Genomic DNA, 23,899 nt, shown 5'->3' with positions numbered 1-23,899 from the left:
GCCGCGGTTCGCCCGGGTGCGACGCCGATCAGTCCTGGGCCGGTACGAGCCCCGGGTCGTTCGGATGCTCACTCAGTGGCGTCGTCTCGATGGAGAGCCACGGTGCCTGAGGCAGCGAGTCGAGGATGCTCTGCATCTCGGCGGAGTCCCGGGCCCGCCACAGGCCGAGCGCCCGGTCGTCGGGGATCTGCCACAGCCGCACCAGATGCCCCGCTCCGGCCAGTTCCCGCGCGCGGGCCGCCTCGGCCACAGCCGCGTCCTTCAGCGCCTGGGTCGGGGCGCCCTTGGGGGCGAAGGTGACCAGGAACTCCTTTGTGGCACCCGCCGCTCGCGGGACGGCCGGACCCGGGTCGTTCGGGTGTGGCGTCAGGCGCACGACCACGTCACTTCGCCAGACGCGCAGCGGCATGGCGGAGAGGATCTCCTCCAGGCGTACCGCGTCCGGCGCGGCGAACAGCCCGAGGGTGCGCCACTCGCCGGGCTGCAGCGGTGGCCGCCAGAGCCTGAGCAGTTGGCGCGCCTCGGCGAGCCTGAGGGAGTTGGCGGCCTCGCGGGCGCGGATCTCGTCGACTGCCTCCGGGGAGGTTCCCTCCGGAACATGGGTGGTCATGGTGACGAGGTATTCCATGGACGATCATCCTCAGGCCCGGCGCAGGAGCGAGCGCCGGGCGAAGGTGGGACGGGAGCGGACGGTTGGTGCGAAGGCCGCGATCGAGCCGTGGCTGCACAAGGATGCGCGCGCTGCCGGACCGTGACGGGACCTCCGTGTTCCCGTCCCACCGGATCTTCCCGCCTTGCCGGATCGCTTCGCACCTCGGACGACCCGACATGCGCGGCCGCCTCTTCGACAGGGAGGGGCACTCGTCCCGGTCGACGTGCGCGAACACACAAGCACTACGGTCTCGGCTTTTCTCGACTCGTGCCCACTGTCGCCCTCCTCTCGACGGCCTGGGCGCGTCGGCGCGGTTCAGCGCCGGGAACCACCATCCGGATCCACGTTCTCGTATGCCGAGGTCGGTCGCATCCGTTGGCGGTCCCGGTCACGGCCTCGGGGCAAGCACCGGACCGCAAGGGCCCGTCCGTCGACCCGTGCGGTCGGCTCAGCGGCCTTCTGCGGGTTGGACGTGGAGCAGCGCGGCCGCCCCGGCAGCCTCTGTGGCCACCCGGGCGGCGGCACGGGCTGCTCGTCCCGTCAGGCGCCAGGCGATCATGCGAAGTGCCGTGGGCGGGGCCGGCGGGAAGACGCCGAGCTGGCCGAGCATGGTGATGTCGTCGCGTACCGCTTCGTGGCTCACCACCTTGCCGTCGCGGAGGCCGAGCACATGGATCTGCTCGAAATCGATGTCCCGCCCGGTGGGAGGAACGGCCTGGTCGAGTGCGCCGTCGCGGTAGCGGACGAAGGGCCCCGTGTGGCGGCCCCGCATGCGCAGCCGCACCCAGACCTGGTCGTCGTTGCGCGCTATGCCGACGACGGGGAAGCGCAGGTCGGCGAAGGCGGAGCGCATCCACGCCGCCGAGGCCAGAACCCCGGCCGGGCCGGGCAGGGCACAGGCCGGGGGCGCCACGGCGGCCTCGCGGTTGCGGAAGTCCTCGTGCACCACCTCGGTGGCCAGTGCCGGATCACCTGTCTCGAGGACCCGGAAGAGTCCGTGGGCCAGTTCTGTGGGGTCCATTCCCATGGTGCGGCTGCCTCTCGTGGGCTGTGCGGTCGCGACGGTGACGCGGGCCGGCCGTGGGACCGGCGGCGCAGTCGCGCATCCGGTCCGGATCCGGCCGGTCCGAGATTGAGGTTATAGCACGCCTAATGAATTCATCGCGATAGAATACGATCATGCAGGCGAAGCGCTCCTACGTCTCCCCGCTCCGGGAGCAGGCGGCCGCACGGACACGCGAACTGATCGTGCGTCAGGCCACGGAGCTGTTCGCCGAACGCGGCTATGGGCGGGTGACCGTCGCCGACATCGCCGCGGCGGCGGGGGTGGCCCCGAAGACCGTCTTCGCGAGCGTCGGCAGCAAGAGCGACATCCTGAACCGGATCGTCGACCAGGGCGTGAGCGCCTCCGGATACGAGCACGCCATCCGGGCTCTGCTCGAAGAACGGACGCCGGAGGCGGTGCTGCGGGCGTTGGCACACGGCACGCGGATCGGCAACGAGGGGCAGTTCCGCGTGCACGAGGCGATCCGTAAGGCCCTGCCGGTCCACGAGGACGGCGAGGCGCTGTGGGAGCGCGCCACCGCGGACTACCGCGACGCGCTGCACACGACCGCCCGCCACCTGCACACCCTGGTGCCGCCGCCGTCCTATCCGGTGAAGGAGACGGCCGACCTGCTCTGGCAGTGGTTCGGCCCCGCCGGCTGGCGCACGCTGGTGATCGAGAGCGGCTGGTCCTGGGACCGCGCCGAGGAAGTCCTGTACCGCACGGCACTCGCCGCACTGCGCTGACGCCGCTCGTGGGGCAGTGGCGAGGTGACGGGCAGAGTGCGCAGCCCGTCATCAGGGCGACACCGTCTCCCCTGGCTCGGCCACGCGCCGGCCGACATGTCCGCGAAAGGCCCGTCGGGCGGCACCCGTCCAAGGCGGCACACCCACGCCTTGGACGAGCAGTTGGACGGTCGTTCGTCGTGCCCGCTCCCGGGCGGTCCGAGAGTCTGGGGTTGACCGTCGGCGGCCGAACCGACGCAGGAGCCTCCATGTCCTGGTTTCCGGGCCGGGCACGGGCCGTGGCGGCGGAGCACTCATCGACGAGGTGCGGTGTCGTCGCCGAGATCGCCCGGCGCATGCCGCGGATCCATGTCGCGGTGCTTTTCATGGGGGCGGCCCGTGTGCCGGGCAAGATGCGCGGGCGCCCGCTGACGCTGTCAGCGCAGCGGGCGAGCGCCGGGGCGTCCGTGCTGGGCGTGCCGATCGTGGTTCCCGCCCACTGCGACGGCTGGGCGCACTTCAGCGAGGAACGCGCCGATATCGTGACCGCGTTCGAGGACGCGGGACTGGCCGGGTGCCTGCGCGAGGCCGAGAACGGGTCGTGGATCGACCTGCCCTTCTGACCGTCGATCACTGTGGCCCGGCTGGACGCTGCAGGAAATCACCGAACGCCTGCCGGGCCGGTGATGATGCCCCAGCCTGCGTCGGCATGGGCGTGACGTCGGCCCTGACGCTCCGGCGGCGCAGAGCGGTCGGCGCGCCGGTGGACGGAGCGGGGCGCCTCAACCGCTCCGACCGGCGCTGGGAGTTCACACCTGTCACGTGCGAGGAAACAGGTTCCGCCCCAGGCGCTGTTGGGCTTTGACGCCCCCTGCCCGGCCGCCTACCGTCCAGATAGGTGACCGGTCGGCTAGTTCTCGGGCCGGTCGTCAGATCTCCTATCCGATATGAAGGCGGAACACAGCATGCGCAACACCACCCTGGGCACCCATGGACCGGAAGTCGGTGTCATCGGCCTGGGCGCCATGGGGATGAGCTTCGCCTACGACATGGCCAGCCCACGCGACGAAGCCACCTCGGTATCCGTCATCCACCAGGCCCTCGATCTGGGCATGACGTTGATCGACACCGCGGACGTCTACGGCCCCTACACCAACGAGGAACTCGTCGGCCGGGCCCTGGCCGGCCGACGCGACCGCGCGGTGCTCGCCACCAAGGTCGGCCTGGAGTGCATCGACCCCACCGGCGGCCCGGGCGGCGCCCCCCTGGTCAGGCCCAACGGCCGACCCGAACACGTCCGGGCCGCCATCGACGCCGGCCTGCGTCGCCTGGGCACCGACCATGTCGACCTCTATCAGCTCCATCGCATCGACCCCGAGGTCCCGCTGGAGGACACCTGGGGCGCCCTGGCCGAGGCCGTCACCGCCGGCAAGGCGCGTTACGTGGGCCTGTCCGAGGTCGGCGTCGAGCAGATCCGGCGCGCCCAGGCCATCCACCCGGTCACCACCGTGCAGTCCGAGTTCTCCCTGTGGACCCGCGACGTCCAGGCGGAGGTCCTGCCCTACTGCAGGGAGCACGGCATCGGCCTGCTGCCGTACTCGCCGCTGGGCCGCGGCTTCCTCCTCGGCCGCTTCAGCTCCTTCGACGAGCTGCCGCAGAACGACCAGCGGCGCCGGCTGCCGCGCTTCCAGCAGGACAACCTCCGGGCCAACCTCGACATCGTGGCCAAGGTCCGCGACGTCGCCGACCGGACCGGCGCCAGCCCCGCGCAGGTAGCCCTGGCCTGGCTCGCCGCCCAGGGCGAGCACGTCGTGCCCATCCCCGGTACGAAGACCCCCAAGTACCTCGTCGACAACGCGGGCGGTGCGGACCTCCGGCTCTCCCCGGCCGACCTCGCCGACCTCGACGCCATCCCGGCCCCCGCCGGCGCCCGTTACTGACCGTCGCATGCTGGGACAGGGTGCTCACTTGAGGATCTCGAGCAGCCGATCTGCCAGAATCGCGGCCGAGTGCGGGTTCTGACCGGTGATGAGGTTGCGGTCCTCGACCATGTACGGCTCCCATATCGGGCCGCGGCTGAAGTCGACTCCCACCTTTTCCTTGAGCTCGGTCTCCAGCAGCCAAGGCGCTCTGGGGGCCAGCCCGACGGCTTCCTCCTCCTCATCGGTGAAACACGTGACCCGGTATCCCTTGAACGGCGACTCGCCGTGAATCCTGGTGGCCAGCATTGCGGCGGGGGCGTGGCAGACGATCGCAAGCGGCCTGCCCGAGGCGAGCTGCGCCGTGAGCAATCGGCCGACGTCCGCGTCGAACGCCAGGTCCGCCATCGGACCGTGGCCGCCGGGCAGGTAGACCGCGTCGTAATCCTCGAGGCGGACGTCCGACAGCTTGAGGGGCCGCCGCATCACCTCCGCGGACCGGATGATCGCCTCCAGTTCGAGGGCACCCTCCTCACCGCCCGCCATCGACGGGCGCAGGCTCATCATGTCGACGTTCGGGGTCACACCGCCCGGTGTCCCCACCACGACCTCATGGCCGGCTTCCGTGATCTTCTGGTACGGCATGGCGAATTCTTCGGCCCAGTAGCCGGTCGCGTACCTGGTGCCGTCCTTGAGTACCCAATACGTCGCCCCACTCACTATGAAGAGCACTTTCGCCATAGCACTCGGCCTCCTCACTCACGCCCGACTCGTTGAGGAATTCGACTGCTCCCAAGCCTAGGCACACACATGACGTGACGCATATGAGGAGGATTTCCCCGGCCGTCAGGTGCGATGGCGAATCCAAGAAGCATCAAACTCGTGCTCCTTCAAGAATGAGCCCACCTTGGGGCCGCGGCCCGCAGCTCCCTCACGAACGCGCGTACGGCGACGGATCCGGCCAGTTCGGGGGTGGTGACGTAGCCGACCTGACGAGTCGGGCGCTCGGGTCCGAGATCGGTGATCCGGACCGAGTCAGGCGCTCCGCCCAGGGAGAGCGCGGGCATGATCGCCATTCCGTGGCCTCCGCTCACCAAGGAGAGCACCGCTCCGTCATCCTCGGCTTCGACGGACGCCTCCGGAATCCAGTCCTGCGCGGCCCACCATGCGCGGGTGTAGGAGCCACAGTTCTCGGCCCAGTCGACCAACGGCAGCGTGCTCGGAGCCGCGTGCCCTGCCGCGTGCACCACGGCGTAGGGCTCCTCGAAGAGGACGCTCGCCACCAGCCCCCGCGGCAGGGATACGGTGCCGCCCAGCGTGGCGATGGCGATGTCGGCTTTCCCGTCGGCCACTTCGCCCGCGGTGCCGCGCCCCGTCTCTCGCACGATCCGCACGCGTGGCTCGATCCCCGGATGCCGGGCGCGTAGCGCCTGCAGGACGCGCGGCAGCAGGTGGAGAGCCGCGCTGCGAAAGGCCGCGATACGCAGCGGACCGTCCGCAGGGCCGGACCGGGCCGCATCGCGTGCCTCGGCGGCCAGTACGTCCAGCAGGCGCAGGATGCGCCGGGCGTGTGCCACGGCCTTCTCTCCGGCGGGGGTGGGGCGGGCACCGGCACGGCCGCGTTCGAAGAGGACGGCACCGATCTTGCGCTCGCTGCCGCGGACCGAGTGCGAGACCGCGGACTGGCTCACACCGAGGATCTCGGCAGCGGCCGAGAAGCCGCCCGTGTCCGTGACCGACACCAGGACGCGCAGTTCGTGCGGGGCGAGATCGGAGTCGGTCGTGCGGGCCACAGGGCGCTCACCTCAGCCTATGAGTACTGCTCATGGAACCGGATGTCGCATGAGCCCAACCCGCTGCCCGGCAGGCGCATTCCCTCCCTACGGTCCGGGCATGAAGAAGACCGCGCTCACCGTGCACCAGACCGCCCGCCCCCACGGCTTTCCCACCGCCGGGCACTTCGCCTTCGTGGAGTCCCCGCTTCCCGAACCCGCCGTCGGCAGCGCACTGGTGGAGAACCTCTACTGGTCCGTCGACCCCTATCACCGCGAGATGATGGACGCCGTTCCCGGCGGTTTCGCCCTCGACGCGCCGCTCGAGGGCCGGGCCATCGGGCGCGTGATCGCCTCGCGCGCGCCCGGGCTGGCCGAGGGCGAGATCGTCTTCCACCGCCAGGGCTGGCGCAGCCACGCGGTGGTCACGCCCGAGGAGATCCGGCGGCTGCCCCGCTTCGACGGCGTGCCCCTGACCGCGTACTTGAGCGTTCTCGGTGGCACCGGCCTGACCGCCTATGTAGGCCTCACCCGGATCGCCCGGCTCCGGGAGGGCGAGGACCTGTTCGTGTCGGCCGCGGCGGGCGGGGTCGGCACGGCGACCGGGCGGTTCGCCCGGCTGCTCGGCGCCCGACGGCTCGTGGGCAGCGCGGGCTCGGCGGCGAAGGCCGGCCATCTGACGCGAGAGGTCGGCTATGACGCCGTCTTCGACTATCACGACGGGCCCGCCGCCGACCTGCTCGGCAAGGTCGCACCGGACGGCATCGACATGTTCGTCGACAACGTCGGCGGCGAGCAACTGGCCGCGGCGGTGGGCGCGCTGCGCGAGTTCGGGCGTATCGTCCGCGTCGGCACGATCAGCCAGTACAACTCCCGCGACGCGCCGCCGCCGCGCTTCGACTACGCGGACATCGTGGAGAAGAGTCTGCGCATGGAGGGCTTCCTCGTCAGCAACTACCGTGATCTGCAGGAGGAGTTGTACGCGTTCGCCGTACCGCATCTGCAGAGCGGCCGACTCGCTCTGGACGAGACGGTGGTGGACGGGTTCGAGCACATCGTGGACGCGTTCCTCGGCATGCTGCGCGGCCGGAACACCGGAAAGATCATTGTGCGGGACCGCACACAGGCCCAGGGCGTGGCCTGACGGTCGCACGCTGCCCGGCACCGTGCCGGCGTCCCGCGACGGTGCCACCGTCGCGGGATCCGTCCGCTCCTTCACGACCAGGGTGTGCGCCCGGCGGGAGAACCTAGGCGCACGTCAGGGTCGGCTTCCCCCAGTCGCCGTGGTCGTTGCCGTTGCCGTCGCCCGCGTCGCCGACCTTGAGGTCGACCACCTGGGCGCCGCTGACGTCGACGTCGATCGGCACCGCGGCCTGTTTGCCGCGGATCGTCGGTGTGGTCACCAGGGTCTTGCCGTCGGCGATCACGGAGAACGTCACCGTGCCCGCACCTCCCGTCTCGTCGTCGACACCGACGTCCGCCGTCAACCGCGAGCACTGCCCGGCGAGGTAGAGCTGGACGTCGCTGACGGAGTTGGTGCCCAGGCCCTTGGCGTAACCGACGCCGTCGATGGTGATCGGACGGCCGTCCCCGGCCGCCTGTTCGCCGACGCTGCTGTCACGCTCCACCGGGCCCCATCCGTTGGTGGACGACAGGAACGTCAGGTCGCTGACGTTGCTCTGCCCAGCTGGTGGAGCCGGCGGGATCCCGTCGACGATGCGCTCGTCGGCGCCGGTGGCCTGCCGCCCGCTCTGCCGGTAGCGCACCGTGGCGGTGAGCGCCGAGGCGGAGGGCAGCGTCCCGGCCGGCGGCTGGACCTCCCAGGTGAAGGTGGCCGAACTGCCGGGTCGCAGACGGTCGACCGACGCGGGACTCGCGGCACTCACGGTCCAGCCGTCGGGCGCGGAGAGCGAGGCCGTCAACCGGGTGGCGGACGGCCGGTCCTTCGGCACCCGCACGGTCGCGCGGGCTGTGAAGGCCTGTCCGGGCTGGGCGGTGTCCGGCACGTCCAGGATGACATCCGCTCCCGGGCGCCTCGGCATCGCGTACTTGCGCGCGTCGTAGCGCGGGCTGTCGTTCTGCGCGACGCGCAGGGACGAGGCGTAGCTGCCGTAGTCGGTCAGCGAGACCTTGCCGAGGCCGCCGGTGGTTCCGTCCAGGTTCCAGACGGCGATGGCGATGCTGTTGTGGCCGTTCGGGTCGAGGATCCCGTTCGGGATCGGGAAGGTGTGCTGCGGACCGAGGTAGTTGACGTAGTTGCCGAGCTGCCAGCCGTTGACGAAGATCGTGGCGCGGTACTTGCGGGCCGGGTCGTCGGTGAACGTCAGTCCGATCGAGGTGTCCTGACCGTGCGGCAGGTCCAGGGCGGCGTCGGTGCGGTACCAGGAGACCCCGGGGCGGCTGTCGGTCGTCGGCAGGGACACCCGGTTCCACTTGCCGTCCGGGTAGCCCGGCAGGGACCAGCCGGCCCGCTCGCCGTACAGGCCGCCGGTCGAGAGCGGGCCGCGCACCGTGTCCTGCAGGTCCTCGCCGCCGCGCACTCCCTGCAGCCGCCAGGTGACGGAGGTCAGCGGCGCGCCGACGAGGGAGGCGCTGGTCAGGCCGCGTGCGGTCTTGTTGCCGTTGGTGGAGTTGTAGTCCTCCTCGTGCCCCATGTTCACGGTCAGCACGGAGACGACGTTGTCGCCCTCGGACTTCAACGCGCCGGCCGGGAAGGTGAAGTCGGCGCTGCCCGTGGTGGAGCTGCCGAGGAAGGTGCCGTTGAGCCAGGCGGAGAACGCCTGCGCGTCTCCACCGGAGTCCGAGACCAGATGGAGGCCGGTCTCCTTGCCGGTCGTGCGGAAGCGGCCTCGGTACCAGGTGTTGCCGGTGTGGAAGCCGTAGTCGTCGGCGTAGAGCACCGGCAGCGCGTTGGCGCCGGAGACGCTGTTGGTGGTCGCCTTGTCGGCCACCTGCCAGCTGGAGTCGTCGAAACCGGGGGCGGCTTCGGGGGACTCCTCTGCGTGCTTCCAGTTCGTCAGCTCCGGCAGATGCACCGCGGCGGCCACCGGGATGGTGCCGGTGAGGCTTCCCGTGTCGGTCGCCTTGGCACCCAATGTCCTGCCGTTCCAGGTGACTCGGGCGGCGGAGGAGATCACCTCGATGTTCTTGTCGTCGGCGTTGTCGCCGGTGAGCGCCACGGTGTGGCCGCCGTCCAGGCTGGTCGCCGTGCGCAGCAGATGGGTGCCGCGCACGAGCACCGGGCCGGTGGCCGTGTCCTGGCGCCAGAAGGTCTCCGCCGTGGCCTTGTCGCCCACGAGCAGCAGCAGCGGGCGCTTGCCGCCGCCGCTGATGCTGATGCGGACGAGGCCCTTGTGCGTGTAGTTCAGCCGGAGGTCGCCGGTGGCCGCGTCCCAGGTGGTGGCGGCCGTTCCGTCGCTGGTGACGACGGTCGGCTCGGACGCGTAACGGAGCACGGTCTCGCCGTCGCTGCCCTGGTCGCCGTAGAGCACGGCCACGTCCCGGTCGCCGATCGTCGCGCTGGTCATGATCTCCGAGGTGGAGTACTGCAACTGCGAGTCACCGAGCCGGTAGTTCGCCACGATCACATGCGAGTCACGGCCGTCGAGCGTGATCGCGGTGCCCGGCTGCTGCGGCACGACCGGGTAGGTCGGCTCGGAGGCGTCGGCCGCGGGCACGTCGATGGCGTCGATCGCCACGTAGTTGTCCGTGGACGCCGAGCTGTGGTTCCCGTCGACGACGATCTTCAGTGTGTGCGCGCCGGGGGCCAGGCCGGTCTTCTGGAAGAGCACCGCCTGGCTCTCGCCGCCGGAGTCGTCGACCGTCGCCGCCTTGGTGCCGTCGAGGTAGACGTCGGCGTATCCGTGGTTGCTCGTCTTCGAACCGATCCAGCGGATCGCGGTGCCGTCGAAGGGGACGGTGACCGAGTCGCCGGCCTTGTTGGAGAACGACTCGGTGTGCTTGTAGTCGCCGCCGGTGTAGCTCGTGTTGGCCACGTGCGACCACGAACCGGTGTACTGCAGCGCGGAGTCGGGGTCGTCCCAGGTGTAGGTGGTGTCCGCGGACGGCTGGGCGTTGAAGTCCAGCGAGATGTGGGTCTTGTCGACCGCCGTGGAGGTGGAGTTCCCGTGCCGCAGAACATGGAACTGTGTCTTGGTGTCGGGGTTCATCCGGGCGGTGTCGATGACCGCGGAGTCGTCCGGCGGCGTGGCCCTGATCGCCTCGGTCTTGGTCAGCGGGGCGACGGACTGGGTGAAGTACCCGATCAGCTTGTCCTCGTAGTACTTCGGATCGAGCTGGCGGGTCTCGCGGATCGCGGCCCCGTAGTCGTACGACGTGTAGTTCTCGGGCATGCCCAGCCAGCCCCAGTTGGTGCCGCCGTAGGTCATGTAGAAGCTCTGTGCGGTGGCGCCGACGGCTATGTTCTGCTTGTAGAAGACGTTGGCGAACTGGTCGTTGATGAGCTGGGCGCACTTGTCGTAGCCCGGTCCGCCCCAGGGGTCGAAGGCGCCGCCCTGGAACTCCGGTGAGTACAGCGGCTTTCCGGCGGGGTGGTCGTAGCTGATGTCGGGGACGCCGTTCCACTTCGAGGGGTTCGAGCAGTTGAATCCCTGCGGGTAGGAGTCGGGGCCGTCGACGTCCAGGGCGCCGGTACCGGAGTTGAAGGTGCCGTTGTTGTTGCCGGTCAGCGGGACCGTGATGCCGTCGGCGCGGGCCTTGTCCTCCAGGTGCTGCATGTAGGAGCGGCCGGCGGCCGAGCCGTTGTAGTACTCGTTCTCGACCTGGTAGGCGATCACCGACCCGGTGCCGTTGGTGAGTTGGTGGCGGGCGATGATCCGGTCGATCTGCGTCAGCCACTCGTCCGCGTACTTCAGGAACCGCGGGTCGTCGCTGCGGTTGTTCCCGGCCTTGGTGGTCAGCCAGCCGGGCAGACCGCCGCTGTCCACCTCCGCGTTGATGTACGGCGCCGGGCGGGCGATGACGTAGAGGCCGGCCTCCTGGGCCATGTCGAGCAGCTTGTCGACGTCACGCACGCCGCTGAAGTCGTACACGCCGGGCTTCGGCGAGTGGTATCCCCAGTCGAAGTACAGCGAGGTGGAGTTGAAGCCGGCGGCCTTCATCTTCTGGAAGATGTCACGCCACAGGTCCGGGCTCGGCAGCCGGAAGTAGTGGAACTCGCCGGACCACAGGTAGGTGCGTTTGCCGTCGACGAGGAAGGAGTAGCCGTCGAGACTGACCGTGTGCGCCTGCGGACTGTCGGCCGGCGCGGCGGCAGGTGCCTGCCTGCCGACGTCCCGCGCCGCGGCGGGCGCGGTCATGCCCACGGCCAGGGCGATGGTCGCGGTCGTCGCGAGGACCGCCCTCCACCACCGACGGCGACCGGGTCTGGCCACCTCTGAACGGATCCGTCTTCCCCGCACTGCGGCCTCCATCCGCCTGAGCAATCAGGATCGAACAGACTCAGGCAAAGCCGAACAGTAAGGGGACACAAGGTCCAACACAATGGGGCGGAAGGACATAGTCGAGGCGATCGAGGTCCCGACGTCGTCGCGTCGCCGGGAGGGTGGACCCCGGCAACTCGACTCCACGCAAGCCGCGGCACAGTCGGCCGCCGACAGAGCCTCAGGCGGCCGCGCCCGTCTGCGCCTTGGCCTCACGCACCCCGCGCAACGCGCCGGACCAGGCGAGCACTTGGTCGAGCATGCCGCGAACCGCGGCATCGAGGCCCTCCTGGGGCACGAAGGCGCCGGTGTGGAACGAGGGATGTGTCGAGATGGTGGGCTGGGCGCGGACCGTGGCCACCTGGAGTTCGGCGAGGACGAGCCGGAGCGCCTCGGCGGCCCGGACCCCGGCGGCCCAGCCGCCGTAGCTGACGATGCCGGCGGCCTTGTCGTTCCACTCCCGGTAGACGTAGTCCAGAGCGTTCTTGAGTGCGCCGGGGAAGGAGTGGTTGTACTCCGGGACGAGGAACACGAAGCCGTCGAAGCCGTCGATGAGTTCGGACCAGTCGCGGGTGTGAGGGTGCTCGTACTGCTGAAGATTCGGATTGCCGCCCTCGTCGAGGTTGCCGAGGCGGTGGTCGGCGAGGTCGATCAGTTCGTAGTCGGCGCCGCCGTGGGCGCGCGCCATGTCGAGCACCCAGGAGGCGATCTGGTCGCCCCGGCGCCCGGGTCGTGTGCTGCCGAGGATGATGCCGATGCGCAGTGACATGGTGCCCCTTCCGGTGGAGTTGTCACGTCAACTCTAGGCCGCGCCGAGTTGAAGTGACAACTTCCCTGGTCCGGCTATCCTTTACGGCATGACGGAGACTCGTACGCTGGAGCCCGAGGAGTGGGAACTCTGGGACACCTGGATGCGCGCGCAGCGCCTGCTCACCAGGGAGCTGGAGCGTGGTCTGCAGCGTGACTGCGGCATCTCGAAGGCCGAGTTCAGTGTGCTGGTGACACTGTGGCGGGCCTCCGGCCGCGAACTGCGCGTCGGCGAGCTCTCCGAATCCCTCGACTGGGACAAGAGCCGTGTCTCGCACCAGCTCACGCGCATGGAGAACCGCGGCTTCGTGAAGCGCACCCGGTACGGGGCCGACGGCCGCCGCGCGGGGATCGGGCTGACCCCCGACGGCCGCCGCGCCACCCAGAACGCCATCCTCGTGCATGCCGACAACATTCGCCGCCACTTCCTCGGCCCACTCACTCCGGAGCAGACAGCCGTCATCCGGGCATGGAGCGAGCAAGTGGTCGACCGCATCGAACCGAGCCACGACGAGACCGGCAGCGACGCCACGAGCTAATACGGTTCCCCGCACGTAAACCGACGCCGCTCAACGACGGTTGGAGCGAACGATCGTCCAGGGGCGCATCATGTCGCCGTCTTCGTGCTCGGGCAGGTGGCACTGGTCGACGTACGTCGCCGGAAGTTCGGTGCCACTGCCCGGAATCGACGCGATCGCGTCCGTCGGTGGGATGAAATCCCGGACGATGATCCTGGTCACCATCTCAGCATGGGCCTTGACCGTGTCCTTAGGGAGCAGCGGCACTGTTCGCCGTACTGCCAGTGGCTTTCGGCCCGACCGGCTCCGACGCGGAGCGCGAGTTCACCCGTGGCAGGGCACTGGTCGATGCCGCGGCCGCGGTGGGAGTCGAGCACGTTGTGTTCACGGGCATCGCGTCCACGCCAGGGCGACCGGGCGGCTCCAAGGGGAAGGAACGCATCGTGGACTACCTGCGTGAACAGATCCGGTCGGTGACCGTGCTGCGTCCGGTGCGGTTCATGTCGAACTATCTCGGTCGACGCCCATCGGTCTCGACGGCATCACCCACGGCGTGCACCAGGACATCTTCCCGCCGGACGAACCTGCCCAGATCATCGCGGTGAAGGACATCGCCGAGTTCGCGGCGCCGGCCTTGGATCGGCCGGACCTGTTCGCGGGACGGAGTCTGGAACTCGCCGGGGACGGCGGCTCCTCGAAACCGCCTAGGACGCCAGCGGCCTCAACGGGACGATGTGGCCGGGGACCACACGCCGAACCGCTGTTGGGCGCCGTAGTCCTCGAATCGCTCCACCTCGGCGAAGCCCAGCTTCGCCGCGAGGCGCATCGAGCGCGCTCGACCTCCCCGCCCCTCCGGACGTACCTGGCCCGGACGCTCCGCGCCGCGCCGGTCGAGCAGCTGGATGAGGCCGATCACCGCCCCGTCCAGCTCGACCATGAATAAAGCCGGGGCGCCGCGCGGTCACGCGCCTCGGGCTCACGGAGCACGAGGCGCGCGGTCTTGATCGGAGCGGGTGGCCAGGAGACAGGTTCAAGCTCGGTCATGGCGGGCCGACCCATAGCGCCCCCGCCGGGCAGAGCCCTCGGACGACCGCCGTCTGCAGCCGTCGCCGTCACCGCGATTCGACGGTGGCTCATGATGTCGTGGGGCGGACGGAATTACAGCCGCTGGCGGGGCCGCCGCCTCAGCCGCTGTCCCCGCCAGTGGTGTTGAACACGTCGACGGGCTGGGGAGCTTGGCGGCGGACCAGGTGCCCGACCGGGTGGGTGGCGGTCAGGGCCGGCGAACGCGTGGCACCTCAACTGTGAGCATCCACACCACCTTCACCATTGCGCGGCCCGACCCGACACGGCAGAGTGTTCCAACTGACGGACATCGCAAGCGAGTTGTCTGCATCAGCAGGGCTGCACGGACGAGCCGAAAGGGAAGAACGTGAGTCGGAACCCGGTCAGGGGACTGGCAGTGGTCTCGGCCACGGCGGTGACCGCTGTCGGCAGCGTCGTCGGAGTCGCCTCGGCCGACACCGCGCCGCCGCACGACGCGGAGGCCACGGCACCCGATGCGACGCTGCTCGCGGACATACCGGTCGGCCAGCAGGCCCAGGTGCAGACCGTCTCCCTCAAGCAGCAGGCCGACACCCAGGCCATCGCCGCCGACGCGGGCGCCCGAAAGGACGCGGAGGAAGCCGCTCGCAAGGCCGCCGCCAAGACGGCGATCGAGAAGAAGGCAGCGGCCGCGAAGGAGAAGGCCGGAACCACCGCCTCCCAGGACGCCTCCGGATTCCCGGTGCAGAGCACCTACACCGTCGCGCAGATCCAGGCGATAGCGCGGCAGATGATGGCGGCCGACCAGTACCAGTGCTTCAGCAACATCGTGGAGCACGAGTCCACCTGGAACTACCACGCGGTCAACCCCTCCTCCGGCGCCTACGGCCTCGTCCAGGCTCTGCCCGGGTCCAAGATGGCCTCCGCCGGTGCCGACTGGCAGACCAACCCGGCCACCCAGATCAAATGGGGCCTCGGCTACATGAACTCCGTCTACGGCAGCCCCTGCCAGGCCTGGGCCTTCTGGCAGGTCCACCACGCCTACTGACAGGACCGTCCGCCGCTGCCGGCTTCCGGCGCTTCCCGGCCGAGGGCTGGAGCCGGCTGTGGGCCGCGCGCCCCGTCGGGTCGCTGTTCTTGATGACGGTCATGCTCCATACGGGGTCACCCGGTAGCGCCGACAGCCCTACGCTGCTGTGTCATGCAGGAGACGCGCCTGGACATCGCCCGGATCCGGGCGGCTCGCCGGCTCATCGACCCGATTTTCCTCGACACTCCGCTGTACCGCTGCGAAGCCCTGGAACCGGACCTCGGGTGCACGCTGAGCATCAAGCTCGAAACGGCCAACCCGGTCCGCTGCTTCAAAGCCCGCGGCACCGAGGTCGTCACGAGCCTGCTCGCCGGCAACGGCCCGCGATCCGTGGTGTGCGCCAGCGCGGGCAACCTCGGCCAGGCCCTCGCCTGGTCCGGTCGCCGCCGGGGGCTGGACGTCACCGTCGTGGCGTCCCGCTTCGCGACCGCGGCCAAACTCGATCGCATCCGTGCACTGGACGCCAGGCTGGAACTGGTGGACGGCGACCACGAGTTGGCGCGCGAGCGGGCCGCGGACATCGCGCTCCGCGATGGCATCCGGCTGGTCGAGGACAGCCTGGACATCGAGACCTGCGAGGGCGCGGCGACCATCGGCCTGGAACTGGTGGCAGCCACGCCGTCCTTCGATGCCGTCCTGATCGCCCTCGGCGGCGGGGCACTGGCCACCGGCGTGGGCCATGTGGTGAAAGCCATGGCGCCCGAGGCCGAGGTGATCTGCGTCCAGCCGCTGGGTGCGCCGGCGATGACACACTCGTGGCACAGGCGGCGTGTCGTCACCACCGACTCGACCGACACCATCGCTGACGGTGTGTCCGGCCGGCGCCCCATCCCGGCCGTCCTGGACGACCTGCTCGTGGTCGCCGACGACGCAGTTCTGGTCCAGGAGACGTCGATCACCGCCGGTATGCGGATGCTCCTCGACCACGCCGGCCTCGTCGTCGAACCGTCGGCCGCGCTCGGTGTCGCGGCGGTCCTCGAAGACCGCGACCGCTTCGCCGGCCGGCACGTGGTCACCATCGTGTGCGGCAGCAACGTCGACATGGACGCCTATCACCGCTGGGTCGGAGTGGCGGCTCCCCTCCCCCGGTCCTGGTCACCGTCGTAGGACGGCGTCCCCGAAGTCGCCCGGTCGCCCGTCGTCGGCTGGTGCGCGCGCCGTCTCACCGGGGTCCTGGCGCGCCTCCCTGTCGGCGTCGGGTCCGGATCCGGCTGCCGTCCGTCATGCGGCTGGCGGTCCATTTCTGGCGGGGCGGCCGGGTCTCCCGCAGCGTGGAGGCGTGCGGCCTGGCTGCGCGGGAGCCGTCGGAGAGGTGGGACACATGGACAGGGATGCCTCCGTGCCGAGGGTCGTGGTCGGCGTGGACGGATCGCCGGCCTCGTACGCCGCCCTGCGCTGGGCCGTGCGCTACGCCGGGCTCCTCGGCGGCAGCGTCGAGGCGATCGCCGCCTGGGAGTTGCAGGGGCTGCAGAACTGGTCCGGGCCCGCCGTGGACATGGACGTCGACGAGGACGACGCCCGGGAGCGGATGCGGCAGGAACTGACCGACGTACTGGGGCCGGAGGCGGCCGGCTCGGTCGACTCGCATGTGGTGCACGGAAACGCCGCGGACATCCTGCTGAGGGCCGCGGAGGGCGCCGAGGTGGTCGTCGTGGGCAGCAGGGGGCGGGGCGGGTTCACCCGGGCGCTGCTCGGGTCCGTCAGCCAGCATGTGTCCCAGCACGCCCCCTGTCCGGTCGTGATCGTGCGCTCCGGAACATCCTGACGCGGCGGCCTCGCGGCCGGGCAGCGGACCGCCGCTCGCCGGGTGACGGCTACTGGTTGCTGAACGCGGCGTCGAAGGACGCCTTCGGGGTGGGCCAGAGCAGCGATCGTACGAAGGTGACCGCTTCGGCGGCGCCGTGGAGGCGGTCCATGCCGGCGTCCTCCCATTCGATGGAGATGGGGCCGGCGTAGCCGATGGACTCCAGGGCGCGGAAGGCGTCCTCCCAGGGGACGTCGCCGTGGCCGGTGGAGACGAAGTCCCAGCCCCGGCGCGGGTCGCCCCACGGCTGGTGGGAGCCGAGGACGCCGGCCCGGCCGTTGCGGGGGCGCAGGCGGGTGTCCTTGCAGTCGACGTGGTAGATGCGGTCCTTGAAGTCGGTGATGAAGCCGACCGGGTCGATGTTCTGCCACATCATGTGGCTGGGGTCCCAGTTGAAGCCGAAGGCCTCCCGGTGGCCGATCGCTTCCAAGGCGCGGACGCTGGTCCAGTAGTCGTAGGCGATCTCGCCGGGGTGGACCTCGTGGGCGAAGCGCACGCCCTCGGCGTCGAACATGTCGAGGATCGGGTTCCAGCGGGTGGCGAAGTCCTCGTAGCCCGCGTCGATGACGGAGGCGGGGACCGGCGGGAACATGGCGACGTAGGGCCAGATGGATGAGCCGGTGAAGCCGACCACGGTGTCCACGCCGAGTTTGCGGGCCACCCGCGCCGCACGCTTCATGTCCTCGGCGGCGCGCTGCCGGACGCCCTCCGCGTCGCCGTCGCCCCATACGTACGGGCGCAGGATCGCCTGGTGGCGGAAGTCGATCGGCGCGTCGCAGACCGCCTGTCCGGCCAGGTGGTTGGAGATGGCGTGGACCTTGAGGCCGTGCCGGTCGAGGATCTCCAGGCGTGATGCCGCGTAGGCGTCGTCCTCGTCGGCGCGCTTCAGGTCGAGGTGGTCCCCCGAGGCGGCGATCTCCAGGCCGTCGTAACCCCACTGCGCGGCGAGACGGGCGACCTCCTCGAAGGGGAGGTCGGCCCACTGTCCGGTGAACAGGGTGACGGGGTGGGTGGCTTCGATGGATTCGGTGGATTCGGTCATGTGCGGTCCTCCGTCTCGGGTGAAGTCTCGGTGGCGGTCTCGGGTACGGTCTCGATCCAGGCGCCTTGCTGCGCGGCGGAGGCCAGTACGGCCTCGGTGAGCCGTGCGGCGCGCAGTCCGTCGGCGAACGTCGGCATCCCCTCGGGGTGTCCGCCCTGTACGGCGCTGTAGACGTCGGTGACGAACGCCGTGAACGCGTCCTGGTATCCCAGGGCATGTCCGGGCGGCAGGACCGACATACGGGCGGAGTCCGGGGCGGCGGTCGCGGGGTCACGCAGGAGCAGTTGCGATCCCTCGCGCCTGCCGATCCACAGTTCCTCGGGGCGTTCCTGTTCGAAGCGGGCGCTCTGCCGGGTGCCGTGGAGTTCGAGGGTGAGGCTGTTCTTGCGGCCGGGGGCCAGCTGGCTGACGAGCAGGGTGCCCAGTGCTCCGTTGCCGAGTTCCACGAGGAGTGCGGCCGTGTCCTCGTTGGTGACCTCGGTGTCGGCGCGACGGCCGAAGACGGTCCGGGTGCGCGCGGTGAGGCGGTGGATGCGCTGTCCGGACACGAACTCCACGAGGTCGCACAGGTGGGAGCCGATGTCGGCGAAGGCGCGGGAGGCGCCGCCGGCTTCGGGATCGGCGCGCCAGTTGGTGTCGTCGGGGTCGAGGAGCCAGTCCTGGAGGTAGGCCGCGTCCAGGGTGAGGACGGTGCCGAGCTTTCCGTCCGCGACGAGGGCGCGGGCCTGGCGTGCCATCGGGTGGTAGCGGTACACGAAGGGGACCGCCGCCACCCGGTCGGCCTCCCGCGCGGCACGGGTCAGGTGTTCGGCGTCGGCCGCCGTGGTCGCCAGGGGCTTCTCGCAGATGACATGGGCGCCGGCGGCCAGCGCCGCCAGGGTGTGTTCGGTGTGCAGGCGGTTGGGGCTGCAGACGTGGACGATGTCGAGGTCGCCGGCCGTGGCGAGGCTGTGGGCGTCCGGTTCGGAGCGTTCGACGCCGAGGTCGCGTGCGGCCTGCGCACCGCGTTCCGGCGTCGAGCTCGCGAGGGCGGCCGGATGACCGCGGGCGGCCCGGCTCGCACGGGTGTGAACGGCGGCCATGAAGCCGCCGCCGATGAATCCGGCGCGCAGGGGGCCGGTCACAGGGTGGCTCCGTAGGGGTCCCGGTCCTCGGGGACCAGCAGTGTCTCGGGGGCGGCGCTGGTGACGTGGACGGTCTCGCCTGAGGTGACGGCCTCGTCGATGGACATCATGGTGTCCAGGACGTGGTAGCCGAGGTCTCCGGTGGCGATGTGCGGCTGTCCGCCGCGGATGGCCCGTGCCATGTCCAGGACGCCGAGGCCGCGGCCGGCCTCGATGCCGACGGGTGTGACGGTCTCCCACTCCGGGTCCCGGCCCTGCCGCGGCACACGGGTGATCCTGACGTCTCCGGCGAAGGTGTTGGGATCGGGCAGAACCAGGGTGCCCTCGCTGCCGGTGATCTCGACGAATCCGGTGCGGGTGAGCGGGGAGTCGAAGCTGAACACACTCTGGCCGACCCCGCCGCCCACGAACCGCGTGAGCGCGGAGACGTGGGTGGGTACGGCCACGGTGAACTCGGTGCCCGCCCGGTCGCCGCTGCGTACCGTACGGACCGCGCGGGCGGTCGAGCCGAGCGCGGCCACGCGGGTGACGGAGCCGAACAGGCAGACCAGGGTGGTGAGGTAGTAGGGCCCCATGTCGAAGAGGGGGCCGGCGCCCCTCGCGAACAGGAACTCGGGGTTGGGGTGCCACAGGTCGGGTCCGGCGTACTGCATGACGGTCTGCGCGGACAGCGGGGTGCCGATGTCGCCGCGGGCGATCGCCCTCAGGGCCGTCTGGAGGCCGGGGCCGAGAACCGTGTCGGGAGCGACGCCGATCCGCAGGCCGGCCGCGGCCGCCTGGTCGAGCAGGGCCCGGGCGTCGGCCCTGTCGACGGCGATGGGTTTCTCGGACCAGACGTGCTTGCCCGCGGCGAGGATCGCCGAGCTGACCTCCGCGTGGACGGCGGGGACGGTCAGGTTGACGACGATGTCGACGTCCGGGTGGGCGAGGACGTCCGCCGCGGTTCCCCACTCCTCGACGCCGTACTTACGGGCCTGGGTCTCGGCCCGTGCGGTGTCGAGGTCGCCCACGACGGCCACGTGCACGTCGGGGAATTGTGTGAGATTGGTCAGGTACTGGTCGCTGATGTTGCCGGCACCGATGAGGCCGACGCCGACCGGGTTGCGTGCCGCCATCAGGCGATGCCCCTCCCGTTCAGGTAGGACACGCCCGCCGCGATGCCCTCGAAGATGTCACCGTCGTAGTGGTCGAACTCGATGATCGCGTACTCGGCGTGCCGGGCCGCGTCCAGCGAGGCGTCCAGCCTGATCTGCCCCCGGCCCGCCGCGACCTGGCCGGTGTCGGCCGGGTCGAAGGGCGCGCCCGAGGTGAACGGGTCGTCGATGACGGCACCGTCCTTGATGTGCAGGGCGCGCACCCGCGAGCCCAGCCGGTCCAGCAGGGAGACGACGTCGTAGCCGCCGGCCGAGGCCCAGAACAGGTCGATCTCCAGGGCGACTTCCGGGTTCAGCAGGCCGGCGAAGCGGTCGAAGGCGTTGACGCCGGCGACGGTGTGGACGAACTCCTGCGAGTGGTTGTGGTAGCCGACCCGCAGCCCGTGGTCGGCCGCGCGCTCCGCTGCCTCGTTCAGCAGGGTGGCGGTGCGGGTGATCTCCTCTTCGTCGGCCCACCGGGACGCGGGCACGAACGGGTCGAAGAGGATCTCCACGCCCAGCCGGCGAGCGGCCCGGAACGTCTCGTCCAGGGCGGCTGCGGATGCTCCGTCCGCCGACAGGAAACCGGCGTGTCCGGTGCGCGCGGCCAGGCCGTGCCTGCCGAGTGCGTCGGCGAGTTCGTCGGCACGGTGCACGAAGTCGAAGGCCTCGACGTTGCTCAGTCCCAGCGCGGCCAGGCGAGCGAGGGTCGCGTCTTCGTCGGCCTCCAGAGCCTTGCGTACGGAGTAGAGCTGAACCGACATCTGTGGTGTCGACATGAGGGACTCCTCTCGGTCGGACGGCCGATGGCCCGGCGCCGGAAAACAGAATACCGACAGGGGTGACGGTTTCTAGGGTTGGTTAGCATCTTCGTATGGAAAGGGCGACGGCGCGGCAGGGTACGGCCCCACGGAACTACCCCAAGGGGGAGCGTCGGCGCGCCCAGATCATCGAGGCCGCGTTCACCGCGTTCGGGCAGGTCGGGTACCGCAACGCGAGCATGGTCCAGCTCGCCGCCGCCTGCGGTGTCTCGCGGGCCGGCCTGCTGCACCACTTCCCGACGAAGGAGTCACTCCTGGAGGCGGTCCTCGAGGAGCGCGAGCGCCAGGACGACGAGCACTTCTTCCGGTCGGGGGCGGTCAACCACGACGGCCTGGAGTACTTCGCCAGCATGATCCGGCTCGTCGCGCACAACCAGGCCAACCCGCTGATCGTAAGCCTGTTCGCGGTGCTGTCCAGCGAGTCCACCGCGGCGGACCACCCGGCGCGGCCGTACTTCGTCACTCGCTACGAACGTGCCCGCAGGCAGATGCAGTTGGCCGTCGACGACCTGGCGCGCCGCGGTCTGCTGCGCCCCCATGTGGATCCGTCGGGGCTGGCGGCGGACCTCATCGCCTTCATCGACGGCCTGCAGATCCAGTGGCTGCTCAGCCCGGACGTCATCGACATGCCGGACCATCTGCGGACCATGCTGCGCAGCCTGATCAGCGTCGAACTCCCCCAACCGGACGAACAGGGGCCAGGGCACCGGGGTCCGTGAACGCCCGTGGATCCGTGTGCTTGAATGCCGGCCATGGACGGCACCGCCCGCATGTGGATCGACACCATCCCCTCGTTCGACCCGGACGCCCGTGGCGTGATCCTGGCCGTGGACCAGGCGTCCTCCGACCCGGCCGAGCGCATGGTCTGCGTGCTGCTGAACCGGGGTCATGAGGGCGAGGAGGGCGTGTTCTACCTGCTGCCGCATGATCTCTCGGCCCGTTACGAGCGGACGGGGGAACGGCTCCGTGTCTCCTTGCTGGCCCGCCGGGACGTCCTCGCCAACGATCTGGAGTCACATCCGGCAGCGTTGCGTGCACACTTCGCCGAACTCCCCCGCGACCCCGGACACGACGACCGTGTCGTTCTCGTGCGCCGGGAGACCGTCACCGACTTCGTGCCGCCCGAGCATGACGGTGTACCGCAGCCCGTCGTTCTGATCGACCACGTCGGCGGGCCGGTCGGACTGGCCGAGTTGGTCGGGCTGTTCGACGCGCGGGAGTCGGGCATCGCCGTCGTCGCCGCGACGCCGGGACACTGAGCGCGTCCTCGTCAGACCCGGAACAGCCGTGCCGCGTTGTCGTGGCACACCGCTCGCAGCCACTGCCGGCCGAGGTCCAGACGTTCCAGGGCGTGGAGTTGGTGCACGTAGGGATACGGGATGTTGGGGAAGTCGGAGCCGAGCAGGATGCGGTCGCCGAGGGCGGCGATCCGTGGCAGCGCGCGGGGCGGGAACGGCATGAACTGCTCGGTGAAGTCGGTGAACGCCATGGTCGTGTCCAGCCGCACCTCCTCGTACCGCTCGGCCAGGCCGAGGAAGTCCTCGTACTCCGGCATCCCCATGTGCGCGACGATCAGCCGCAGCCTCGGATGCCGCGCGAGTACCCGCGCGATCGCCTCGGGGCCGGTGTGCTTTCCGGGCGCGGGACCCGAACCGCAGTGGATCACCACCGGGATCCCGGCGTCGGCCAGCAACCCCCAGGCCTGCTGGAGGAGTTCGTCGGCCGGGTCGTACGCCCCGACCTGGACGTGCGCCTTGAACACCCGGGCGCCCGCTTCGACGGCCTCACGGACGTACGTCTCGACGCCCGGCTCGGGGAAGAGGGTCGCGGTGTGCAGACAGTCAGGGGTGCGGTGGGCGAAGTCGGCCGCCCACGCGTTCAGCCAGGTCGCCATGCCGGGCTTGTGCGGGTAGAGCATCGCGGTGAAGGCCCGGACGCCGAACTCACGGAGGAGGGTGGTCCGTTCCGCCTCCTCCCGCCGGTAGGTGATCGGCCATTCGAGTCCGCCGATCAGCGGTCCGTTCGTGTCGAAGTAGTTCCAGACCTTGTGCAGGACCCGTTCGGGCATGAAGTGGGTGTGGACGTCGACCAGTCCGGGGAGGTCGAGCCGCTCCCGAAAACGGCGTACCTCATCGGCCTCCGCGGACGACACCTCGCCGCTCGCGCCTTCCCCGACGCCTCTGGCATCGCCCGGTGTCGCGGAGCCGGCTCGCTGGGCAGAACCGATGGCGGAGCCGTGGGCGGGGGCGGGTTCGGCGGGGCCGGCGGGTGCCGTGCGGTGATCGTTCATACCACCCACGATCGGTGGTGGTGAGCGGCGAGTCCAGTCCCTCTCCGCCGGAGGTGCGTGGGAGACCGCGCCCGTGCGGGAGGACGGGCCGGGCGGCACCCCCTTGTGCGGATGCCGCCCTGTCGGCGCGTCGGGGCCCGTCCGGGTCCCTCAGGACAGGTAGCCCTCGACCTGGGACGCCGGGCGGGCATTGGCCTCGCCCGGGTCCTGTCCCGCCGCGATCCTGGCCCGGCGCTGCCGGAGCAGGTCCCAGCACTGGTCGAGTTCGGTCTCCAGGTGCGCCAGGCGGGCGTGCTCGGTCGCCCCGTCGATCTCCTGCTGCGCCAAGCGGTCGCGCAGGTCCTTCTCCTGGCTGATCATTTCCGTGATGCGGCCGAGTATCTCCTTCTCGGCCTCGGCGTCTGGTCCAGTCATGGCTGCCTCTTTCCGGACGGCGGAGTGGATGAAGACTACGACAGGGCGTTCGGCGGTTGTCCCACTCCTGTTCCACCGCCTTCCCCCACCCGGCCCCCGGCCGCATCGGCCCGGCGAACGAACCACGGTGGCCGTCAAGTGCCGCCGACGGCCGACCTGTTCGCCCGGCAAGCGGGCGGGGCGCCGCCCCAAGTGGCTTCACATGCAGCAGCCTTGAATCGTTGTCACGGCTATTGACCTCAGCTCGAAGGCCAGAAT

At 70.4% G+C, this 23,899-nt stretch carries 24 protein-coding genes and 1 pseudogene; 11 read left to right on the top strand and 14 right to left on the bottom strand.

The window, feature by feature from the left end; translation table 11 throughout:
• Window positions 1-28: 28 nt before the first annotated feature.
• On the bottom strand, window positions 29-628 hold the full coding sequence (locus ACIRR9_RS43405; protein WP_403764237.1) for a muconolactone Delta-isomerase family protein: 600 nt from the start codon (window positions 626-628) through the stop codon (window positions 29-31).
• Window positions 629-1,100: 472 nt separating this feature from the next.
• Window positions 1,101-1,673, bottom strand: a complete 573-nt coding sequence (locus ACIRR9_RS43400; RefSeq protein WP_403764236.1) for an ester cyclase — start codon at window positions 1,671-1,673, stop codon at window positions 1,101-1,103.
• A gap of 158 nt (window positions 1,674-1,831) precedes the next feature.
• Here ACIRR9_RS43400 and ACIRR9_RS43395 point away from each other — a divergent pair, with 158 nt between their 5' ends.
• From ACIRR9_RS43395 to ACIRR9_RS43385, 3 genes are all read left to right on the top strand, one after another.
• Window positions 1,832-2,443, top strand: coding sequence for a TetR/AcrR family transcriptional regulator (locus ACIRR9_RS43395; RefSeq protein ID WP_403764234.1), 612 nt, complete (start codon window positions 1,832-1,834; stop codon window positions 2,441-2,443).
• Window positions 2,444-2,691: 248 nt separating this feature from the next.
• Entirely contained in the window at window positions 2,692-3,045 is a 354-nt protein-coding gene (locus ACIRR9_RS43390; RefSeq protein WP_403764233.1) for a hypothetical protein, read from the top strand.
• 342 nt (window positions 3,046-3,387) lie between these two features.
• Window positions 3,388-4,362 (top strand): aldo/keto reductase, encoded by a 975-nt coding sequence (locus tag ACIRR9_RS43385; protein ID WP_403764231.1) that lies wholly within the window; start codon window positions 3,388-3,390, stop codon window positions 4,360-4,362.
• 24 nt (window positions 4,363-4,386) lie between these two features.
• Here ACIRR9_RS43385 and ACIRR9_RS43380 read toward each other — a convergent pair whose 3' ends face one another.
• A complete protein-coding gene (locus ACIRR9_RS43380; protein ID WP_403764319.1) occupies window positions 4,387-5,082 on the bottom strand; it encodes a type 1 glutamine amidotransferase domain-containing protein in 696 nt (231 codons plus the stop codon).
• 149 nt (window positions 5,083-5,231) lie between these two features.
• The gene (locus tag ACIRR9_RS43375; protein WP_403764229.1) at window positions 5,232-6,134 is read right to left on the bottom strand and encodes a LysR family transcriptional regulator; all 903 of its coding nucleotides are present in this window, start codon (window positions 6,132-6,134) and stop codon (window positions 5,232-5,234) included.
• 100 nt (window positions 6,135-6,234) lie between these two features.
• On the opposite strand from ACIRR9_RS43375, the gene ACIRR9_RS43370 reads away from it, so the two are divergent.
• Window positions 6,235-7,257, top strand: coding sequence for an NADP-dependent oxidoreductase (locus tag ACIRR9_RS43370; RefSeq protein WP_403764227.1), 1,023 nt, complete (start codon window positions 6,235-6,237; stop codon window positions 7,255-7,257).
• Between the two features lie 103 nt (window positions 7,258-7,360).
• On the opposite strand, the gene ACIRR9_RS43365 is transcribed toward ACIRR9_RS43370, so the two are convergent.
• On the bottom strand, window positions 7,361-11,431 hold the full coding sequence (locus ACIRR9_RS43365) for a beta-galactosidase (RefSeq protein WP_403764317.1): 4,071 nt from the start codon (window positions 11,429-11,431) through the stop codon (window positions 7,361-7,363).
• A gap of 304 nt (window positions 11,432-11,735) precedes the next feature.
• Complete coding sequence (locus tag ACIRR9_RS43360) at window positions 11,736-12,323, bottom strand: NADPH-dependent FMN reductase (RefSeq protein WP_403764225.1); 588 nt, start codon at window positions 12,321-12,323, stop codon at window positions 11,736-11,738.
• A gap of 88 nt (window positions 12,324-12,411) precedes the next feature.
• Between ACIRR9_RS43360 and ACIRR9_RS43355 the strand changes: the two genes are divergently transcribed.
• Window positions 12,412-12,900, top strand: coding sequence for a MarR family winged helix-turn-helix transcriptional regulator (locus ACIRR9_RS43355; RefSeq protein WP_403764223.1), 489 nt, complete (start codon window positions 12,412-12,414; stop codon window positions 12,898-12,900).
• A 30-nt stretch (window positions 12,901-12,930) separates the two neighbouring features.
• Here ACIRR9_RS43355 and ACIRR9_RS43350 read toward each other — a convergent pair whose 3' ends face one another.
• Window positions 12,931-13,104: a hypothetical protein gene (locus tag ACIRR9_RS43350; RefSeq protein ID WP_403764221.1), complete on the bottom strand. Its 174-nt coding sequence runs from the start codon at window positions 13,102-13,104 to the stop codon at window positions 12,931-12,933.
• Between the two features lie 59 nt (window positions 13,105-13,163).
• Here ACIRR9_RS43350 and ACIRR9_RS43345 point away from each other — a divergent pair, with 59 nt between their 5' ends.
• On the top strand, window positions 13,164-13,484 hold the full coding sequence (locus ACIRR9_RS43345) for an NmrA family NAD(P)-binding protein (protein WP_403764219.1): 321 nt from the start codon (window positions 13,164-13,166) through the stop codon (window positions 13,482-13,484).
• Between the two features lie 116 nt (window positions 13,485-13,600).
• On the opposite strand, the pseudogene ACIRR9_RS43340 reads toward ACIRR9_RS43345, so the two are convergent.
• Window positions 13,601-13,923 (bottom strand): annotated as a pseudogene (locus ACIRR9_RS43340) (hypothetical protein).
• Between the two features lie 388 nt (window positions 13,924-14,311).
• On the opposite strand from ACIRR9_RS43340, the gene ACIRR9_RS43335 reads away from it, so the two are divergent.
• The 3 genes from ACIRR9_RS43335 (at window position 14,312) to ACIRR9_RS43325 (ending at window position 16,778) form a co-directional block, all read left to right on the top strand.
• Window positions 14,312-14,971, top strand: a complete 660-nt coding sequence (locus ACIRR9_RS43335) for a transglycosylase SLT domain-containing protein (protein WP_403764217.1) — start codon at window positions 14,312-14,314, stop codon at window positions 14,969-14,971.
• 153 nt (window positions 14,972-15,124) lie between these two features.
• Entirely contained in the window at window positions 15,125-16,120 is a 996-nt protein-coding gene (locus tag ACIRR9_RS43330; RefSeq protein WP_403764215.1) for a threonine/serine dehydratase, read from the top strand.
• Between the two features lie 214 nt (window positions 16,121-16,334).
• Entirely contained in the window at window positions 16,335-16,778 is a 444-nt protein-coding gene (locus ACIRR9_RS43325) for a universal stress protein (RefSeq protein ID WP_365346250.1), read from the top strand.
• 49 nt (window positions 16,779-16,827) lie between these two features.
• Here the strand turns inward: ACIRR9_RS43325 and ACIRR9_RS43320 are convergent, their stop codons facing one another.
• From ACIRR9_RS43320 to ACIRR9_RS43305, 4 genes are read right to left on the bottom strand one after another with little or no spacing between them, the layout of a single operon-like run.
• Window positions 16,828-17,859, bottom strand: coding sequence for a sugar phosphate isomerase/epimerase family protein (locus tag ACIRR9_RS43320; protein ID WP_403764213.1), 1,032 nt, complete (start codon window positions 17,857-17,859; stop codon window positions 16,828-16,830).
• Window positions 17,856-18,983 (bottom strand): Gfo/Idh/MocA family protein, encoded by a 1,128-nt coding sequence (locus ACIRR9_RS43315; RefSeq protein WP_403764211.1) that lies wholly within the window; start codon window positions 18,981-18,983, stop codon window positions 17,856-17,858. Before ACIRR9_RS43315 ends, ACIRR9_RS43320 begins: the two co-directional genes overlap by 4 nt.
• Window positions 18,980-20,098: a Gfo/Idh/MocA family protein gene (locus ACIRR9_RS43310; protein WP_403764209.1), complete on the bottom strand. Its 1,119-nt coding sequence runs from the start codon at window positions 20,096-20,098 to the stop codon at window positions 18,980-18,982. Before ACIRR9_RS43310 ends, ACIRR9_RS43315 begins: the two co-directional genes overlap by 4 nt.
• Window positions 20,098-20,895, bottom strand: a complete 798-nt coding sequence (locus tag ACIRR9_RS43305; protein ID WP_403764207.1) for a sugar phosphate isomerase/epimerase family protein — start codon at window positions 20,893-20,895, stop codon at window positions 20,098-20,100. Before ACIRR9_RS43305 ends, ACIRR9_RS43310 begins: the two co-directional genes overlap by 1 nt.
• Window positions 20,896-20,990: 95 nt before the next feature.
• Here ACIRR9_RS43305 and ACIRR9_RS43300 point away from each other — a divergent pair, with 95 nt between their 5' ends.
• Both ACIRR9_RS43300 and ACIRR9_RS43295 read left to right on the top strand, forming a co-directional pair.
• Window positions 20,991-21,656, top strand: a complete 666-nt coding sequence (locus tag ACIRR9_RS43300; RefSeq protein WP_403764205.1) for a TetR/AcrR family transcriptional regulator — start codon at window positions 20,991-20,993, stop codon at window positions 21,654-21,656.
• Window positions 21,657-21,689: 33 nt separating this feature from the next.
• Entirely contained in the window at window positions 21,690-22,196 is a 507-nt protein-coding gene (locus ACIRR9_RS43295) for a hypothetical protein (protein ID WP_403764203.1), read from the top strand.
• Window positions 22,197-22,207: 11 nt separating this feature from the next.
• Here the strand turns inward: ACIRR9_RS43295 and ACIRR9_RS43290 are convergent, their stop codons facing one another.
• Both ACIRR9_RS43290 and ACIRR9_RS43285 read right to left on the bottom strand, forming a co-directional pair.
• Window positions 22,208-23,227, bottom strand: coding sequence for an amidohydrolase family protein (locus ACIRR9_RS43290; protein WP_403764201.1), 1,020 nt, complete (start codon window positions 23,225-23,227; stop codon window positions 22,208-22,210).
• Between the two features lie 150 nt (window positions 23,228-23,377).
• On the bottom strand, window positions 23,378-23,641 hold the full coding sequence (locus tag ACIRR9_RS43285) for a DUF2630 family protein (RefSeq protein WP_403764199.1): 264 nt from the start codon (window positions 23,639-23,641) through the stop codon (window positions 23,378-23,380).
• Between the last annotated feature and the right edge of the window lie 258 nt (window positions 23,642-23,899).

The organism is Streptomyces sp. NPDC101234 (assembly GCF_044767525.1).
Lineage (GTDB): Bacteria > Actinomycetota > Actinomycetes > Streptomycetales > Streptomycetaceae > Streptomyces > Streptomyces sasae.
Note: the sequence above shows the minus strand (reverse complement) of the source record. Positions and strands in the feature narration are given on the sequence as shown.